This is a genomic window from Kineothrix alysoides (assembly GCF_000732725.1).
Classification (GTDB): Bacteria; Bacillota; Clostridia; order Lachnospirales; family Lachnospiraceae; genus Kineothrix; species Kineothrix alysoides.
Genome location: NZ_JPNB01000001.1, coordinates 1,052,508 through 1,069,765, shown reverse-complemented (window position 1 = coordinate 1,069,765; position 17,258 = coordinate 1,052,508). Strand labels below are relative to the sequence as shown.

Sequence of the window (17,258 nt, the reverse complement as noted above, 5' to 3'; positions counted from 1 at the left end):
GTCCTCTGCTCTTCCTACCTATTCTGAAACCTCATTTAACGTCTCGCCTCCGGACGTTTCATCCTGCGGCGGGGCCGCTTCCGGCACGATAGGAACGCTCTTTCCCGTCTTCTCTACAACCTGAAAGTTCATATCCATCTGCCACTTTTTGTTTTTCTTACTTATTGTAACATTTTTTTCGATTATTTGAACCCCTTTTTCCTCTAAACTTCCTATAAATTTCTCTAATTTTTCAGAAAATATACTTTTTATCTCTTCTTTTTCATAAATATTCTTTTCTATTTCATACTCTCGATTTATGCTGCTTCCGTAATAGAGGGGCAGATAAAAATTTTCCAGCAACTTTACCTGTTTTTTATCCGTTACCTTATCATATTTTACATATTTCACCTTTCCTATTCGAAATACCATATCCTTTGTAAGTACGGAAAGAAAATATTCCTTTTTGACTTCACCTGTATAATTTTTCTGATCATAAGTAAGCGGAAGCTCCTCTTTCTCCTCCAGCGTTCTTTGAATAAAAATATCTGCATCTGCATTATAATACTGATATTTCTTAATGGTAGCGTCCTCGTTATATACCGGCACACTGCCGGAAACAAGAATATCTCCGGCTTTAATTTCGGCTTGCACCGCCACCTTGGGAATTCCCTTTCTCGTCACCATGCTGACGATGACACCATCGTTCTCCGCCACCAAATCCGAACCGAACTGATTATTGTCCGCCTCCTCATTTTTCACTTTCATATCCACGTCATTTTCTTTTATCTGTATCTCCAGCCTCGTGCCCTCTATTTTAGCAGATGTCCACGTGACGATGCCGAAGTCCTGCCTGATTTTCTTCTCCAGCTCTTCTATATCTACATTTTTACGCTTCATGCCTACGTATACGTTATTCACTTTCAGGAAATCAAAGAATACATCGTCGGTAATAGTATGATTCCCGTTCAGATCCACCGCCCAAATGAAGGTAGACATCCATATCCAAAAAGCAATGCTCCCCAAAAGTCCAAATAAGAATATCTTTCTTTTCTTCATTTTCGGCACAAAAAAAGGTAGTCCACAACGCTTTTGTATGGCTACCCTCGTTCCCGTTTTTTTAACGATAGATTTCAACATGCGAAATCCGCTTACGGTAATGCACATCGTGTAATACTCTCCATGGTTTACGATATTCCATAGAAATATATCGTGATTGCTGCACAAATTCATGAACCGCTCCGGGGAATATCCCCATACCTTAATACAGACATATCCTTTTAAATATTGTATCAACTGAAGCATATGCGCGATAACTCCCTCATTCTTTTATATTGCCGCAGTACGGCTCCATCATCAGTAGGAATTATGGTAACGGATACACTCGATATATCCGCTTATCTTCATATCTTCGTTGGTATAATAATCGATGGACATCCTCTTGCCTATAATGCTGATCTGGCAAGTCTTGCCCTGCAATAAAATCAATTCCTCGGAATACTCCAAGATGCCTCTGTAGTTTTCCACAAAGGCATCCGTGTTCCCCGTTATCGTTACTATGGAGGCTCCGAGCACAGAATCCTTCGGAAGCTTGAGAGACTCCACAATTACTTCTTTTTTTCTTTCCAATTTTTGTTTTCCGCTCTGTTTATGGTTTCTCATCATGGAATAATATATGTTCCGCTTTATCTAATAATTCCTTTAATGAACGGCTGCTTCTCTACCGGACTGTCGGAGAAGGAATAAGCGCCTATAAAACGTTCCTTCGCCGCTTTCATTTTATCCTTGTTATTTCCATGAATAATTGCAAGAGGCTCGCCCGCTTTCACATAATCCCCTACTTTTTTCTCAAGCACAAGTCCTACCGACAAATCGATATCACTTTCCTTTGTCTCTCTGCCACCACCTAAGAGAAGAGAACAAATGCCGATTTCATCGCATACTATTTTTTCAATATATCCTTCTTTGGGAGAGGCAATTTCCTCTATAAATTCTGCCTTGGGAAGCAAATCAGTATCGTATACCGCTTTCGAATCTCCGCCCTGCGCCTCGATAAACTGCGCAAGCTTCTTCAAAGCCGAACCGTCTGCAATCGTCTGCTCAAGCATCTTTCTCGCTTCCTTTTCATCCGCCGCAAGACCGCCAAGCTCTACCATATAAGAGCCAAGCGTCAGGCACAGCTCCAGAAAATCGGCTGGGCCGTTTCCTTTCAGTGTATCGATTGCCTCCTTTACCTCCAGGGAATTTCCTACCGCATATCCAAGCGGCTGGTCCATATCGGATACTACCGCTACCGCCTTTCTGCCCGCATTCTTACCGAGTTCTACCATTTCCTTCGCCAAAGAGAAGGCATCCTCCTCCTCCTTCATAAATGCGCCGCTTCCCGTCTTCACATCCAGTACGATAGCATCCGCGCCGGAGGCCAGCTTTTTGCTCATAATGGAGCTGGCAATCAAGGACATGTTGTCCACCGTAGCCGTTACATCCCGAAGACCGTACAGTTTTTTATCCGCAGGCGCCAAATCCGCAGTCTGCCCCATAATAGCGATGCCTATTTTATTTACGTTATCGATAAACTGACGCTCTGAAATACCCGTGGAAAACCCTTCAAAGCTCTCCAGCTTGTCGATAGTTCCTCCGGTATGTCCCAACCCCCGTCCGCTCATTTTCGCCACCCTTATGCCGCAGGCTGCAACCATGGGAGTTAAAGCAAGAGAGGTCTTATCTCCAACACCTCCCGTGCTGTGCTTGTCCACCTTGATTCCATCGATTTGTGACAAGTCCAGCATATCACCGCTGTTGGCCATTGCCATCGTAAGGTGCAAAGTTTCTTCTTTATCCATGCCCATAAAGTAAATCGCCATCATCATTGCGGACATCTGATAATCGGGAATCTGTCCGCCGGTAAAACCGCTCACCATATATTCGATCTCCTCTTTGGCCAGCTTTCCACCGTTTCTTTTCTTCATGATCAAATCATACATTCTCATAACTTTCCAACTTCTCCTTTTTCGTACCAGATAAAATTTCTATTTATGGTAGGGCTCCCCGCATATAATGCGATAAGCCCTATATATCTGCTCCGCCAATATCACGCGCATAAGCTGATGAGGAAAAGTCATATTCGAAAAGCTGAGCTTCTCATCCGCGCGGCCGGATACCTTCTTATGCAGTCCGAGAGAGCCGCCGATAACAAATTGTATATGACTTTTTCCATAGACAGCAAGCCTATTCAGCTTATCTGCAAAGGCCTCCGAGTCCAATTTGTTCCCATGAATCTCCAAAGTAATGACATATGCATCATCCTTTATGTATTTCATAATGCGTTCGGCTTCCTTCTCTTTAATCTGCTCTTCCATGGCTTCGCCCGCCTTGTCCGGCGTCTTCTCGTCCTCTACCTCTATCACTTCAAAACGACAGTATTTGCCAAGCCGTTTCGCATATTCACTGAACGCATCCCGGTAATATTTCTCTTTTACTTTCCCTACTGCTATAATCGTTATTTTCATAAATCATCGGAATCCTATTCGAAAATATTCTGATAATAATCGTCGGTAAAGGAATCCAAAAAACCTTCGTCCAAGTTCATGAACTGATGGGAAATCTGCTTCTTCATCTTCTCCACGCGTTTGAAATATCGGCTTTCCTCACTTTCCTCCTCCACGTCCTCAAAAAGTCCTGCATCCACACTTTCCGCAGTCAGATTATCCGAGCACCATTTCGTAATTTCGCTGGTCAGGTTGTTCTCCGATTCTGCCTTCTGAGCCAATATCTTCGAAGACTTCATGGATACGACTCCCATAACCACAAACAGCACAAATAAAACACCCATCACGCCGCAAATCATATACCGGTTCATGATATTGATAGATACCGGAATAATCCCCGCAAAAATCAAAATAATAGCTATCAGCCCAATGCTTCCTATAATCAACAGCAAATACGCGGAGGAACGGTTCTCCTCCGCCTTTTTTGCACTATTTTGGTAAGCGCCTTTACCCGGACCGGTCATGGAAAGCGGCACCGCGTCGCTGTCCACGGAAGACGCTCCGTCTTCCGCTTTCTCTTTTTCCTCTTTAAAAAATACATCCACTGCGAGCGCCGCTTTACGCCGCTCCTCGCGGCTTACGAACAGCTCGTACACCTCGTCCTTCAGATCAAAGGAGGTATATGCAGACTTTATCTGATTGAAATGCAGAAATTCTTTCAGCCTCTCCATCTGTTCCTGCTCACCAAAAGTGAGAGGCTCGTCCACACTTCCTTCTAACGTCTCGTTAAGTTCTACCCCACAATCGGCGCATACCGTTACGCCTTCTCTATATTCGTTTTTACATTTCGGACACCAAGGCATTGTTACCCCTCCTGCACTCTTTTTTTATCCGGCAAATTATTGCTTCGCCGCGGATATCAATCCGTTTACCCCTTGATTCACGTTCTCCTTTTCGGTCATCCATTGATAATTGTCTTTATTTGTCAATTCAACGATTACCGGATACTGCCCTTTCTTATCTTTCTGCCCCAAGGACTGCCATACGCCGTTCTTCGCCGTACCGCTCCACTCTTTGGTATTATTGTCTTTATAATAATTGGTGATATAAATTTCCCCGTCATAAAGACCATCCTTAAAATTGCCGATAAAATTCGAGTTGTAGCCCACGTTCACCTCCATGTTTTCCTTGATGAAATCGTAATGCTCAGCACCGTCTCCATTGGGCAGGTCGTTGCCCCAGTTTCCCGAATAACTATGCTGCAAATACAAACTGTCCTTCGCTTTCACATTCTGGTCGTACACATAATATTTGATCCACATGCCACTCCCACTTCTGACGCCGTTTTTCCACTCACCATAATAATACTGATTATCCGCATATAATGCAAGCCCTTTGCCGTTTGGACGGTTATTTTCATCCGTATCTCCGAAATAATAGTACTTGACGGAACCGGTAAGCTTCTGTGATGCGGCTCTGTATCTGGGGAGATAGGCCAAGTCCTCAACGGCCTTCATATTTCCGTCCTCCCAATATCCCTTCATTTCGGACATCTGTCTGGACATATCAATTTCTACCGTGGATAAATTCTCGGAGACCTCCTTCTGCCACTTTGCGGTCGTCTTCTCACCCTCTCCGCCGGCAGTCTGCTCCTCGTCTATAATACTTTCCTTCGGGAGATTCTTGTCCTCTTCTACCACTACAGCCGGCTCCTCGGACACGTCTTCGTTGCCCGTAACGTTTTCCTTCTGCGTCTCCTTCACCTCAGAACCACCGATATCCTGCGCATTCTTATCCTGCGTGCTGTTTGCATATTCCATAATATCCGTCTGTAGTTTACTGCTTGTGTCCAACCTTTCCTGTCTGTCGATCTCGTGTACAAGAAGGCTGATGCCGCAGATGATAACGATGAGCACTGCGGCAATTCCTATTGTTATTAACTTCGCTTTATTGCTGCTATCTTTCACAATTAACCTCTCTTATCTCTCTTCATAATCAAAACATGATCTATTGTATGTAACGCTTCCCACATAAGAAGCCGCCTTCGCATGCGCCGGATGATTCTGGTAAGCATTCAAGGCCTCCACCGATTCAAAAGCAGAAAACAACGCTATATCCCTATTACTGGAAGGCAGCTCATCGATTACCACTTCCAGGGAAAGAACGCCCGACACCTCAGATTTTACACCCTCTAACTGTTTTTTAACAGTTTTTGCCGCCTCTTTTCTTTCCTTCTCGGATAATTCTTCATTCAAATTCCAAAATACAATATGATGTACCATTTTATCGTCTTAGCCTCCATTTACTTTTGGTTTTTATTTCCTAATACTACAATGCAATTATACCACAGTAATAATGAATGAAAAGCAATAAATGTTTAATAGTTTATTAAGAATCTTATAAGTATTTATCCGGATTTGAGGATTTTTGTATGTGTTGTATAACTTCCGGAATAAATCTATACCATATCATATTTATTACCGTTTAGTCAGAATTTATATAAAATAACCACTAGCCATTTATAGGTTAGTGGTTATTCAAGATAATATTAACTTAATATGCTGCGTCCATCATTTTTTCTCTCTCAATGAACATTATCCATCTACATTCCGCCGAAAAAAATTATTGCTCCGTCTTCTCCTCGACACGTTTTTTATCGCTGATGCGAAGAACAATACTACCCGCATCGGCCTGTAGTTCGATTTTATCACTTTGAAATTCCGGGATATCACCGATTGTAAGTGTTGTCCCAATCGGCATATTTTCAAGATTAACTGTAACGGTATCGAGCAGATATTCCGGCTCGGCGGCGTGAGGAATCTGCATCTGCATCTGCTCCAAAATTCCGGCCACTTTTTCCTTGTTTAAAAGCACAATATCAGCAACGCTGTTGAACTTTTTTCGGGCATCCAACACTTGGAAGCTAATATGGAGAATTTCATTATTCATACCGTTATATTCCAAATCCTTAATTAGTGTCGGATAGGTTTTTCCGTCTACCTGAATATTTACCTTACTTCCGTTGCGCTTGGTTCGCTGGAGTTGTCTGGCCGTACTCTGATCAATCTGGACGGAGAGCGATTCCTTCAAACTTGCGCCACAGATGACGCACGGTACAATTCCCGAACGTCTTAGTTGTTTAGCCTTTGCTGCCTGGTCGCGCTTCTGCGCCAAAATAGTATTCATTTTAACTCCTCCTGTTGAAAAAAAATTGGTGTCTTATAAAAAAAGAGCTTTTCATAGTACGCAATAAGCGTAATACCAAAAGCCCTTCTCAAAGACGGTTCTTTTATATTTGATTTTTATCAGTATAACATGTCTTTAAGAAAAAAGCAAATCTATAAGATTTTCGTATAAAAGATGTTCATGATTTTCTGTGTACAGCCTTCAGATAAATTCTGCAGTGTCAAACAATTTCATTCTGCTCATTTACACATACTTCATCTTTTTTCCTTATTATCCGCATCTATATAAAGCTTTTTACATATTATACTGCAAAAAGGATGCCTTATAATACTTTTAACTATTTGGCGTTCTTGCCTTCTTTAAATTAAGAGCCGGTAAAGATTATTCTCTATCCGGCTCTTTAGCTCCCTGCCTCTATCTTATAAAATTATTATAACTAATTAGTTACCGCCAAGCCGACCAGGTGTTTAAGTAATTGGTCCTAACTATGTTATGCGTTCCTCCGTATACAGTAACTACTCGCTGTACATATCCAAGATTACCATTAGTATATTTTACCGCCCGCACTGTTAAATGGAGTAAAGCGCCAGAAACAAAAATGCTGTCTGAATTGACAGACGTTAAATAAACCGTATAATCTCCCACTGTTTTTAAGTTATCCATAGCAGATTCCGATATTGGCATAGTATTTTCGCGGGCATCGTAGGATTTTAAATTTTGATTTACTTAGCAATTACCGGACTGAATGGTGTAGTAAATATTAAATCACTATTGTAAAGAATCTGATGCTCCTCGCAATCCCTTGTCATTTCACTACACACTTACTGTAATTACTGCACATCTTATACAAAATATCAGATATTTTAAAAACTCAATGCACGGAAATCTTCCGTGCATTTGCTGATATTACTAATTATGAAGTTTAATATGTACATAATTGGGATAATGCCAAAACCGTTAATTTTTAAGTGTCATCTTAATTTTGTCTTTACCAATTTTTTCTACTTTATATTTATCCCTTATTGCAGTAAGAACACCCACACCACCGCCAGCAACACCTAAACTAATAGCGGCAATCGTTGCAGTTCCTAAACCACTTGTAGCCGCCACTGCCGCTGCACCGCCCGCTCCAGTAAATGATATTACACCTCCTACACCTCCTGCCGGAGCCGTAGCAACGGTTGCGGCAGGTGTTGAAATAATTAATCCTATCGCAATTGTAAGAGAGCCTGCACAAAGAACCCATGCTACTGGACCAGTTGCTTTAATTCTAATTAATTTGTTTGCAACATCTCCCTCTACAATAAAACAAGATTCTCGCCTTTTTGTAGCTTCCGCAATTTCATTAGCACTTTTATATGTTTTCATTTAAGTCTCCTTTCCCCGAAAACCCTCCTATTACTATTTTTTAATTATATCAATTTTAATATAATAAGTATATAGATTTATTCCAATAAAAAGGCTCTGAATCATGACATAAATCACAAACCAGAGCCTTTAAATAAAATTTCATTTATATTTGTCTTACATTAAGAGCCGGTAAAGATTGCTCCCTACCGGCTCTTTGGTTCTATTTAAAGATAATTACTAATTATTATTTAAACCAATACCCCCGTTAATAAGCAATAGTTTCCAGCCTCTATTCTTCCCCAGGCTTTGGCAATTCCGGCTGTGACTCTTACCGGAAACACCTTGCCAGTGTGTGGTTGAGTTATCTGCAAAAATCCAGAAAGAGACGCATCAACCGAAAAAAGCTTGGTACCATCAGGTACCAAAATCGGAGTGTCAATAACGCATTGGAACATATGCTCCTTGAGTCCGTTTTTAACAATAGTATTTTGAGAAATTGTTATATATGTGGGATCATATTCGGTAATGGAATAGACTAATTTTGAATCGATATCAGATATTTTACTATCTAATGCCTTTCCCATTGTTGCATCGAGAGCTTTCCCTTTAACGGTTTCCTGCAAATTTGCTACAAGTTCCGGCGTTTCACCTTTAGATCCCTGCGCACCGGTATCGCCTTTATCTCCCTTATCTCCTTTGGGTCCCTGCGCACCAGTTGCGCCTACTGGTCCCTGAATACCCTGCGGGCCTCTGTCTCCAGTTTCGCCGGTAGGGCCAATTAATCCCTGTGCGCCACTTACTCCCACGGATCCCTGGGGACCTTTCGGTCCCTGAGCTTTTACGCCAGTATCTTCATTATTAACATACCAATTTCCGTTTGCTCCAATGAAGGGAGCATATACGCTGCTGAAAGTTTCCATGATTTTTCCTCCTGAATAATTGATTAATAGTTTCTCACATGTGGTAGCAGCAATATAGAACATGTGTTCGTTTATTACAATAGTGAATATCACCAAAATTATCCAGGTAATTTCTATATGATAAAATACATTTCTGTATAAATCAGAGCCCCCATTTTTTAATAGTCTATTGAGATCTTTATAAGGATTTATGTATAGGAATGATACCTGTTTTACAGAATATTATTCCAGCAGGTACATAAAATAGATAAAAGACCGGTACCATAAAAGATAGCTAAAAGAGTTGACAGTTCCTACCGCCTATGTTAACATCAATTTGGTCAAAAAATATAAAGAGTAGAATCCGGTTGGCAGTTAAATAAACTGTTCAAGATTTCAAGCTTATTGGGTGGAGAGCTTTCTATAGCTCTCTGCCTTTTTATTATGTCAAGGAGGTGAATTTATGTCTTTTATTCAAAGTGTATTGACTGCATTATTCTGCATGGTGCTTGTATTTGCTGTACTTTTCGCACTATGGGGCATGATATGGTTGTTTTCTTTTATTGTCAGAAAAATTGAGAACTCCACACACAGTGTAAATACTTCAGAAAGGTGAAGAACGCTTCCCCTTAGTAAAACACCACTATCAATTTTAATTTAGGAGGAGATTATGTTTACAGATTCACTTATTAATTTATGGAACAATTCCGGCTTTATGTCGCTCACTTGGCAGTCAGTCGTTATGCTGCTCATATCATTTGTATTAATCTATCTTGCCATTGCCAAAAAATTTGAGCCGCTTCTGCTGCTTCCCATCGCATTCGGGATGATGTTAGCCAATCTGCCTTTGACCGGACTTATGAGCGATGGCTCCGGGACCGGAGAAACTGCGGGACTTCTTTACTATTTATATCAGGGAGTCAAAATGGGAATCTATCCGTCTTTAATTTTTTTAGGAATAGGGGCAATGACAGATTTTGGTCCATTGATTGCCAGACCGAGCAGTATGCTTATGGGCGCAGGCGCACAGTTCGGCATTGCAATCGCTTTCGTAACTGCGGGGCTTCTGGGATTTACTCCTGCAGAAGCTGCATCTATCGGCATTATCGGAGGTGCGGACGGACCTACTGCAATTTATCTTACGACAAGATTAGCGCCTCATCTCTTGGCCCCCATTGCTGTTGCGGCCTATTCCTACATGGCATTGATTCCTATTATCCAACCTCCTCTTATGAGGCTTCTTACTACAGAAAAGGAGCGCGTTATCAAAATGGAACAGCTTAGAAAAGTATCTAAACTGGAAAAAGTATGTTTTCCTATTTTAGTATCCGTTCTTTGCATTCTGCTATTACCCTCGGTTGCTCCGCTCATAGGCATGCTCATGCTGGGAAATCTCTTTAAAGAGTCCGGGGTGGTAGACAGGCTTTCCGATACGGCTCAAAATACATTAATCAATATTGTGACTATTTTTCTAGGCCTTACTGTAGGAGCAACTGCCACGGGCAGCGAGTTTTTAAAAGCAGGAACTTTGGGAATCATCGCACTTGGCTTAATCGCCTTTGTATTCAGTACCGTGGGAGGCCTTCTGATCGGCAAGCTCATGTGCTTACTAACGAAGGGTAAGATCAATCCACTGATTGGGTCAGCGGGTGTTTCGGCAGTTCCAATGGCTGCTCGCATTTCCCAGATAGAAGGACAAAAAGCCAATCCCGGCAATTTCCTTCTGATGCATGCAATCGGCCCTAATGTTTCCGGAGTAATTGGGTCAGCGGTGGCTGCCGGTATTTTACTTTCCCTGTTTGGCTAATGCCGGTACGATAAAAATCCCCAGACAGCACTCTTTACTGTCCGGGGAACTTTTTATACCTTACTGCACTATTGTATCTAATCTTACATGCAGTTATTTATTTGTTAAATATTCATCAATTCCTTTTGCTGCTGCCTTGCCCGCTCCCATCGCCAGAATAACGGTAGCGGCTCCGGTTACAGCATCTCCGCCTGCGTACACGCCTTCCTTTGTAGTCTTGCCGGAATTCTCATCCGCAATGATACATTTCCACTTGTTCGTCTCCAAACCTTCTGTTGTGGAGGAAATAAGAGGATTGGGAGAGGTTCCAAGGGACATGATTACCGTGTCCACCTCAATAACAAATTCAGAATCGGGTTTCACAACCGGCCTTCTTCTGCCGGACTCGTCAGGCGCACCCAGCTCCATCTTCACACATTTAATGCCGCTTACCCAACCCTTTTCATTGGTAAGGATTTCTACGGGATTGGTCAGAAGGTCGAAAATGATTCCTTCCTCTTTCGCGTGATGTACTTCCTCCACTCTGGCAGGAAGCTCCTCTTCGCTTCTTCTGTATACTACATGTACCTCGGCTCCCAGTCTGAGCGCCGTTCTCGCTGCATCCATGGCCACGTTTCCGCCGCCTACGACTGCAACCTTATTACCCTTCATAATAGGTGTGGTAGAGCCCTCCTGGAACGCTTTCATCAAATTGCTTCTCGTCAGATATTCGTTCGCGGAGAATACTCCGTTAGCCTGCTCACCCGGAATACCCATGAACTTGGGAAGGCCTGCACCGGAACCGATAAATACTGCATCGAATCCCTCTTCATCCATAAGCTCGTCTATGGTAACAGCTTTTCCTACCACTACATTAGTCTCAATTTTTACGCCGAGAGATCTTACGTTCTCGATTTCCTTCGCTACTACCTTTTCCTTAGGCAGACGGAATTCAGGAATTCCGTATACGAGCACGCCGCCCGCCTCATGCAACGCCTCGAAGATAGTTACGTCATAGCCTAACTTCGCCAAGTCTCCCGCGCAGGTAAGTCCTGCCGGACCTGAACCGACAACTGCTACCCTTTTGCCATTCTTCTCCTTTGCACCTTCCGGCTTTACGTCTTTTTCACAAGCCCAGTCCGCAACAAAACGCTCCAGCTTACCGATGGATACGGGCTCACCCTTAATTCCTCTGATACATACGCCTTCACACTGGCTCTCCTGCGGACATACGCGGCCGCATACAGCCGGAAGAGACGACGACTCATTGATGATGTGGTATGCTGCTTCCACATCCCCTTCCTTTACTTTCTCAATAAAAGCGGGAATATTAATCGATACGGGGCATCCTACGATACATCTCGCATTCTTGCAGTTAATGCATCTCTCCGCTTCTTCTCTCGCTTCTTCCTCGTTATATCCAAAGCACACTTCCTCAAAGTTGGTCGCGCGCACCTTTGCATCCTGTTCACGGACAGGAACCTTCTTCAATACGTCCATAATATCCTCCGTTCCATTTCTCTATTCGCAATCCTACTTACGTGCCTGCTGCTAATTGTTGTCGGTACAGTTACCGCATCCGCCGTGATGAGTAGTTCCCTCCTGCTCCTTCAGCAGAGCTCTGCCCTCCATCGTCTGGTATAGCTGCTGGCGCTTCATCGCCTGATCGAAATCCACCTTATGTCCGTCGAATTCCGGTCCATCCACGCAGGCGAACTTCACTTCTCCGCCTACCGTCACACGGCATGCACCGCACATTCCCGTGCCATCCACCATAATAGGGTTCAAACTCACAACCGTAGGAATGCCTAATTCCTCCGTCATCTTGCACACGAACTTCATCATGATCATCGGCCCGATTGCAATACATACGTCGTAATGTTTTCCTTCCTCCACCAGATCTTTGATCGTCTGCGTAACCATGCCGCTTCTTCCGTAAGATCCATCGTCCGTCGTTATGTAGAGATTTCCGGCAACCGCTTCCATCTCTTCTTCTAAAATAATCAAATCCTTCGTCTTTGCGCCCACAATGACATCTGCATTCACTCCGCGTTTCTGCAGCCATTTCACCTGAGGATAAACCGGCGCAGTTCCCACGCCCCCGGCAACGAACAATATGCTCTTTTCCTTCAACTCCTCTACCGGCTCGTCAACGAGCTCGGAGGGACATCCTAACGGCCCCACAAAATCATGAAGACTGTCGCCAGCTTTCAATTCTCCCATTTTTTTAGTGCCTGCTCCCACAGTCTGGAAAACAATGGTGACTGTTCCTTTTTCTCTGTTGTAATCGCAAATCGTAAGCGGTATTCTTTCCCCTTCTGCATCCATTCTGACAATAACAAATTGTCCCGGCTGACATCTTTTCGCAACACGTCTCGCCTCAACTTCCATGAGATAAATATTGGTCGTCAGCTCTCTTGCTTCTAAAATCTTGTACATCTTATCCCTCCTGTATAGCACTTTACTGTATGAAAGCCATCTTATTAATGATACTGGAAAAACTCACAAAGTGCAACTTTTTTATTCCAAAGGTATTAGTATAATTTTCCCAGTGTCATCATAGGTAATACGGAAAACACTTCCGTCCTGAATATTCACTCCGTAGATTCTGTCGGTTTTCGTCTGCATTCCCGGAGCATCTTCGTAATATTCACAAATAACATAATAGTCTCCGCCGTCAATTCTCGATACCGCACTGAACTTGTATGCGTTATGTCCGCTCATTCCGCGCAGGCTTCCCTGCTCATCCAAGAGCACGTCCGCACGCATCAGCGCGTGCACCACATTCATAATTGCAATATCGGTGGATATTTCCGTATTCAACGTCAGCTTATACGTGCGCATAATAACATCACTTGCCACTCCTTCCGGACTTAGCGCAATGAACTTATATACTGATTTGCCAAGGGGCATAGGAATTGCCGACGTATACAACAGGCTGTCCTCCGTAGGGTCTGTGCTGTCCGTAGTGTAATAGATGCGGCAGTCCTCGGCTGCGCTCACTTCAATCATATAAGGCTCATAATAATCCCCGCTGTAAACCGAAACCTCCGGTGCCGCAGGCTCCACTAAATCAATCCGATAGGTGTTATCCACCACATCGCTCTTAATTCCGTAATCGTTGACAAAATAAGCCTTTACCGTATAATTTCCGGTCTCCAGAAAAATCGGGGCCGTATATACGTCGCTATCTGCATCCGGCTCGCTGCCGTCTAAGGTATAATAAATCTTCCCGGAGGTGTTCGCGCTTAACTTAAGCGGAATGACCTCCTCATAATTCCCCTCCACATAACTGAATTCCGGCGGCTTAGCAATGTATCGCTGAAACGTGTTGACGATATTTTCATCGGGGCAGGAAAGCAACAATTCGTTAATTGCCTGATAATTCTCCTGCGTTTTGTAAATGGATATGATCTTGTCATAAGCGTCTTCCAAGTCCACTTCCTTGTATACATCCGCTGCTTCTATGATCTGCTGCAGCGTATATACCGCAAAATCATATTTTTCCTGAATATAGTAGTAATCTGCCATCAAAAACATGACATCCACATTATCCGCCTCCAAATCGTGTACCTTCTCCAGATATCCGATTGCCTGCGTATATTTTCCCTGCGCTGCATATTCCTTCGCCTTTGCCAACTGATAAGGAACCGAATAATTACGATACAAGGAATATCCTGCGGCACACAATATCAGAGCGATAATGACTGCTGTCAGTAAAACACCTATCTTTCGTCCGCGTCCCGGCTTATTTTGTGGTTCGCCTAACAACGCTTTCTTTTCGCTTTCCGTTATCTCATCCTCATCCGTTGGTATATTGGGCATTTCTTCTTTTGCCAGTTCGACAAAAAGCGTGGATAAAGTCTCATTCATTTCTTGCTCAATTTCGGGTTCAAAATCCGGAACAATCCTGATTTCTTCTCCGCAATTATCGCAATACAAATAACCCTCTGCCAGCTCATATCCGCATTTTGGACATTTCATAAGCAAATACCTTTCTACCTCGCCTCTAGTCCCACAGACTCCACACAGTTATTCATCAGCATTGCGATCGTCATAGGTCCCACTCCTCCCGGAACAGGCGTAACCCAGCTGCAAACTGCCGCAACATCTTCATAGTCCACATCCCCGCACAGTTTCTTGTTTTCATCGCGGTGGATGCCTACGTCGATTACTACGGCTCCTTCTTTTACATATTCCTTCGTTATCATCTTCGGCTTTCCAATCGCTACGATTAAGATATCGGCGCGCTTAGCCACCTCTTTTAAATCTTTCGTTCTGGAATGAGCTACCGTTACCGTAGCATTTTCTCGAAGCATCAAAAGCGCCATGGGCTTCCCCACAATATTGCTTCTTCCGATTACCACGCATTCCTTTCCTGAGATTTCGATTCCCGAGCGTTTGAGAAGCTGAATGATTCCCGCCGGTGTACAGGACACAAAGCCGGGCTGTCCGATACATAAAGCGCCCACACTCTGAGGATGAAAGCCGTCCACATCCTTTTCAGGGCTGATGGTCGCAATCACCTTATCCTCATCGATATGCTCCGGCAATGGAAGCTGTACGAGAATGCCGTTTACATCCACTTTTTTGTTCAGCTCTTCTATAAGGGAAAGAAGTTCCTTTTCCGGGGTCTCCTCCGGCAATTCGTAAGCCAGAGATTTGATCCCTATGTATTCGCAGGCTTTTTTCTTATTTCCTACATAGACACTGGAGGCAGGGTCATCGCCCACCTGAATTACTGCCAGAGTTACCTGTGTTCCTTCCGCCTTCATCGCCGCTACTTTTGTTTTTAATTCATCCTTTATCTGTGCCGAAATTGCTTTTCCATCGATTATCTGTGTCATATGCATCTTTGCCTTTCTTTTTTCCCAAATTCCAAACGCTTAATTTAGAACAATCCGGTAATCATTCCATCCTCTGTTACATCAATGCGACAAGCTGCAGGAGACGCCGGAAGTCCCGGCATAGTCATTACCGCTCCGGTAAGAACTACCACAAAACCGGCTCCTGCCGATACATAAGCCTCACGCACATTGAGAGTGAAACCTTCCGGCCTGCCAAGAAGAACCGGGTCGTCCGATAAGGAATACTGGGTCTTCGCCATACATACCGGAAGCATTCCGAAGCCTAGCTGTTCCAGCTTTTCCAACTGTTTTAGCGCTGCCGGAGAATAGCTTACGTCCTTCGCACCGTAAATCTCTTTCGCTACAGCTTCGATTTTCCCTGCAAGGGGCAACTCGTCCTCATACAGCACCTTAAAATGACTTTCCTTCGTACACAGTGTCTCTATTACCTTTTTTGCAAGAGCAATGCCGCCTTCTCCGCCCTTTTCCCATACTTCGGAAATGGCAAATTCGCAGTTCCGCTCTTCGCAAAACCTCTTCACATAAGAAGTCTCCGCCTGAGTATCCGTAATAAAGGAATTCAATGTCACCACTACGGGCACTCCGTATTTTTGCAAATTCTCAATATGCTTTTCCAAATTAACGATGCCTTTTTCCAAGGCGGCCAGATTCTCTCCGCTCAGATTCACCTTGGCAACTCCGCCGTTGTATTTGAGCGCACGGACCGTCGCAACAAGCACGACCGCATCCGGCTTTAACCCCGCCATCCGGCACTTTATGTCGAAAAACTTCTCAGCTCCTAAATCCGCGCCGAAACCCGCTTCCGTGATGACATAATCCGCCATCTTAAGAGCTGCTCTCGTTGCCTTTACCGAATTGCAACCGTGGGCGATATTGGCAAAGGGACCTCCATGAATCAGCGCAGGCGTATGCTCTAACGTCTGAATGAGATTGGGCTTTAATGCATCCTTAAGCAAAGCTGCCATCGCTCCCGTGGCTTGCAAAGCCCCCGCCGTTACCGGCTCTCCCGAAAAGTTATAGGCAACCACCATTCTCCCAAGTCTCGCCTTCAAATCCTCCATATCGGACGCAAGGCAGAGTACCGCCATGATTTCTGAAGCTACCGTAATAACGAAATGATCTTCTCTCACCGTTCCATCCGCTTTGTTTCCAAGACCCACTACTATATTCCTAAGAACTCTGTCATTCATGTCCAGACATCTTTTCCAGACCACTTGTCTCGTGTCGATGCCCAGCTCGTTCCCCTGCTGAATATGATTATCCAGCATCGCTGCCAAAAGGTTGTTAGCAGAAGTTATGGCATGGAAATCTCCCGTAAAGTGCAGGTTTAAATCCTCCATAGGAACGACCTGTGCATAACCGCCGCCTGCGGCACCTCCTTTTACTCCGAAGCAGGGACCCAAAGACGGCTCCCTGAGGGCGATGATCGCCTTTTCACCCAGCTTTCCGAAGGCCTGACCTAATCCTACGCTGGTAGTCGTCTTCCCCTCGCCTGCAGGCGTAGGATTGATTGCCGTTACCAATATGAGCTTCCCGTCCGGATTCACCTTTATCTTTTCCAAGTATTCGTCGGAAATCTTCGCTTTATATTTTCCGTATAGCTCCAATTCCTCCGCATCGATATGCAATCCTGCCGCCACCTCGGCGATAGGCTTCATAACGGCCTCCTGTGCTATTTGAATATCAGTTTTCATCCCGATGA

17 protein-coding genes and 1 other annotated feature are annotated in these 17,258 nt (G+C 44.0%); of the genes, 2 read left to right on the top strand and 15 right to left on the bottom strand.

Annotated features, from left to right (window positions below; all coding sequences use genetic code 11):
* Positions 1–18: 18 nt before the first annotated feature.
* The 10 genes from CC90_RS0105070 to CC90_RS24815 form a co-directional block, all read right to left on the bottom strand.
* Positions 19–1,284 (bottom strand): sporulation protein YqfD, encoded by a 1,266-nt coding sequence (locus CC90_RS0105070; RefSeq protein ID WP_081905873.1) that lies wholly within the window; start codon positions 1,282–1,284, stop codon positions 19–21.
* Positions 1,285–1,335: 51 nt separating this feature from the next.
* Positions 1,336–1,608, bottom strand: coding sequence for a YabP/YqfC family sporulation protein (locus CC90_RS0105065; RefSeq protein WP_035315448.1), 273 nt, complete (start codon positions 1,606–1,608; stop codon positions 1,336–1,338).
* Between the two features lie 56 nt (positions 1,609–1,664).
* Entirely contained in the window at positions 1,665–2,969 is a 1,305-nt protein-coding gene (locus CC90_RS0105060; RefSeq protein ID WP_031389730.1) for a pyrimidine-nucleoside phosphorylase, read from the bottom strand.
* Between the two features lie 39 nt (positions 2,970–3,008).
* A complete protein-coding gene (rlmH, locus tag CC90_RS0105055) occupies positions 3,009–3,488 on the bottom strand; it encodes a 23S rRNA (pseudouridine(1915)-N(3))-methyltransferase RlmH (RefSeq protein WP_031389729.1) in 480 nt (159 codons plus the stop codon).
* Between the two features lie 14 nt (positions 3,489–3,502).
* A complete protein-coding gene (locus CC90_RS0105050) occupies positions 3,503–4,330 on the bottom strand; it encodes a hypothetical protein (RefSeq protein WP_031389728.1) in 828 nt (275 codons plus the stop codon).
* A 36-nt stretch (positions 4,331–4,366) separates the two neighbouring features.
* Positions 4,367–5,434, bottom strand: a complete 1,068-nt coding sequence (locus tag CC90_RS0105045) for an MORN repeat-containing protein (RefSeq protein WP_031389727.1) — start codon at positions 5,432–5,434, stop codon at positions 4,367–4,369.
* Between the two features lie 12 nt (positions 5,435–5,446).
* On the bottom strand, positions 5,447–5,749 hold the full coding sequence (locus tag CC90_RS0105040; protein WP_031389726.1) for a Dabb family protein: 303 nt from the start codon (positions 5,747–5,749) through the stop codon (positions 5,447–5,449).
* A gap of 340 nt (positions 5,750–6,089) precedes the next feature.
* Positions 6,090–6,653: a 5S rRNA E-loop-binding protein gene (locus CC90_RS0105035; protein ID WP_031389725.1), complete on the bottom strand. Its 564-nt coding sequence runs from the start codon at positions 6,651–6,653 to the stop codon at positions 6,090–6,092.
* 957 nt (positions 6,654–7,610) lie between these two features.
* On the bottom strand, positions 7,611–8,021 hold the full coding sequence (locus CC90_RS0105030) for a hypothetical protein (protein WP_031389724.1): 411 nt from the start codon (positions 8,019–8,021) through the stop codon (positions 7,611–7,613).
* Positions 8,022–8,251: 230 nt separating this feature from the next.
* Positions 8,252–8,923, bottom strand: a complete 672-nt coding sequence (locus CC90_RS24815; RefSeq protein WP_031389723.1) for a collagen-like protein — start codon at positions 8,921–8,923, stop codon at positions 8,252–8,254.
* Between the two features lie 345 nt (positions 8,924–9,268).
* Positions 9,269–9,321: a sequence feature (sodium ion sensor (DUF1646 type); this cis-regulatory element may regulate processes involved in with the transportation of sodium ions), on the top strand.
* 44 nt (positions 9,322–9,365) lie between these two features.
* Between CC90_RS24815 and CC90_RS25265 the strand changes: the two genes are divergently transcribed.
* Positions 9,366–9,518 carry an OadG family protein gene (locus CC90_RS25265; RefSeq protein ID WP_081905872.1) on the top strand — a complete coding sequence of 51 codons (153 nt, stop codon included), beginning with the start codon at positions 9,366–9,368 and terminating at the stop codon, positions 9,516–9,518.
* 51 nt (positions 9,519–9,569) lie between these two features.
* Positions 9,570–10,709: a sodium ion-translocating decarboxylase subunit beta gene (locus CC90_RS0105015; RefSeq protein ID WP_408606091.1), complete on the top strand. Its 1,140-nt coding sequence runs from the start codon at positions 9,570–9,572 to the stop codon at positions 10,707–10,709.
* Between the two features lie 93 nt (positions 10,710–10,802).
* Here CC90_RS0105015 and gltA read toward each other — a convergent pair whose 3' ends face one another.
* From gltA to CC90_RS0104990, 5 genes are all read right to left on the bottom strand, one after another.
* The gene (gene gltA, locus CC90_RS0105010; RefSeq protein ID WP_035315171.1) at positions 10,803–12,191 is read right to left on the bottom strand and encodes an NADPH-dependent glutamate synthase; all 1,389 of its coding nucleotides are present in this window, start codon (positions 12,189–12,191) and stop codon (positions 10,803–10,805) included.
* 48 nt (positions 12,192–12,239) lie between these two features.
* Positions 12,240–13,127, bottom strand: coding sequence for a sulfide/dihydroorotate dehydrogenase-like FAD/NAD-binding protein (locus tag CC90_RS0105005; protein WP_031389720.1), 888 nt, complete (start codon positions 13,125–13,127; stop codon positions 12,240–12,242).
* Between the two features lie 81 nt (positions 13,128–13,208).
* A complete protein-coding gene (locus CC90_RS0105000; RefSeq protein ID WP_031389719.1) occupies positions 13,209–14,672 on the bottom strand; it encodes a chitobiase/beta-hexosaminidase C-terminal domain-containing protein in 1,464 nt (487 codons plus the stop codon).
* Between the two features lie 14 nt (positions 14,673–14,686).
* On the bottom strand, positions 14,687–15,535 hold the full coding sequence (folD, locus tag CC90_RS0104995; protein ID WP_031389718.1) for a bifunctional methylenetetrahydrofolate dehydrogenase/methenyltetrahydrofolate cyclohydrolase FolD: 849 nt from the start codon (positions 15,533–15,535) through the stop codon (positions 14,687–14,689).
* Between the two features lie 44 nt (positions 15,536–15,579).
* The gene (locus CC90_RS0104990; protein WP_031389717.1) at positions 15,580–17,250 is read right to left on the bottom strand and encodes a formate--tetrahydrofolate ligase; all 1,671 of its coding nucleotides are present in this window, start codon (positions 17,248–17,250) and stop codon (positions 15,580–15,582) included.
* Positions 17,251–17,258: the final 8 nt, after the last annotated feature.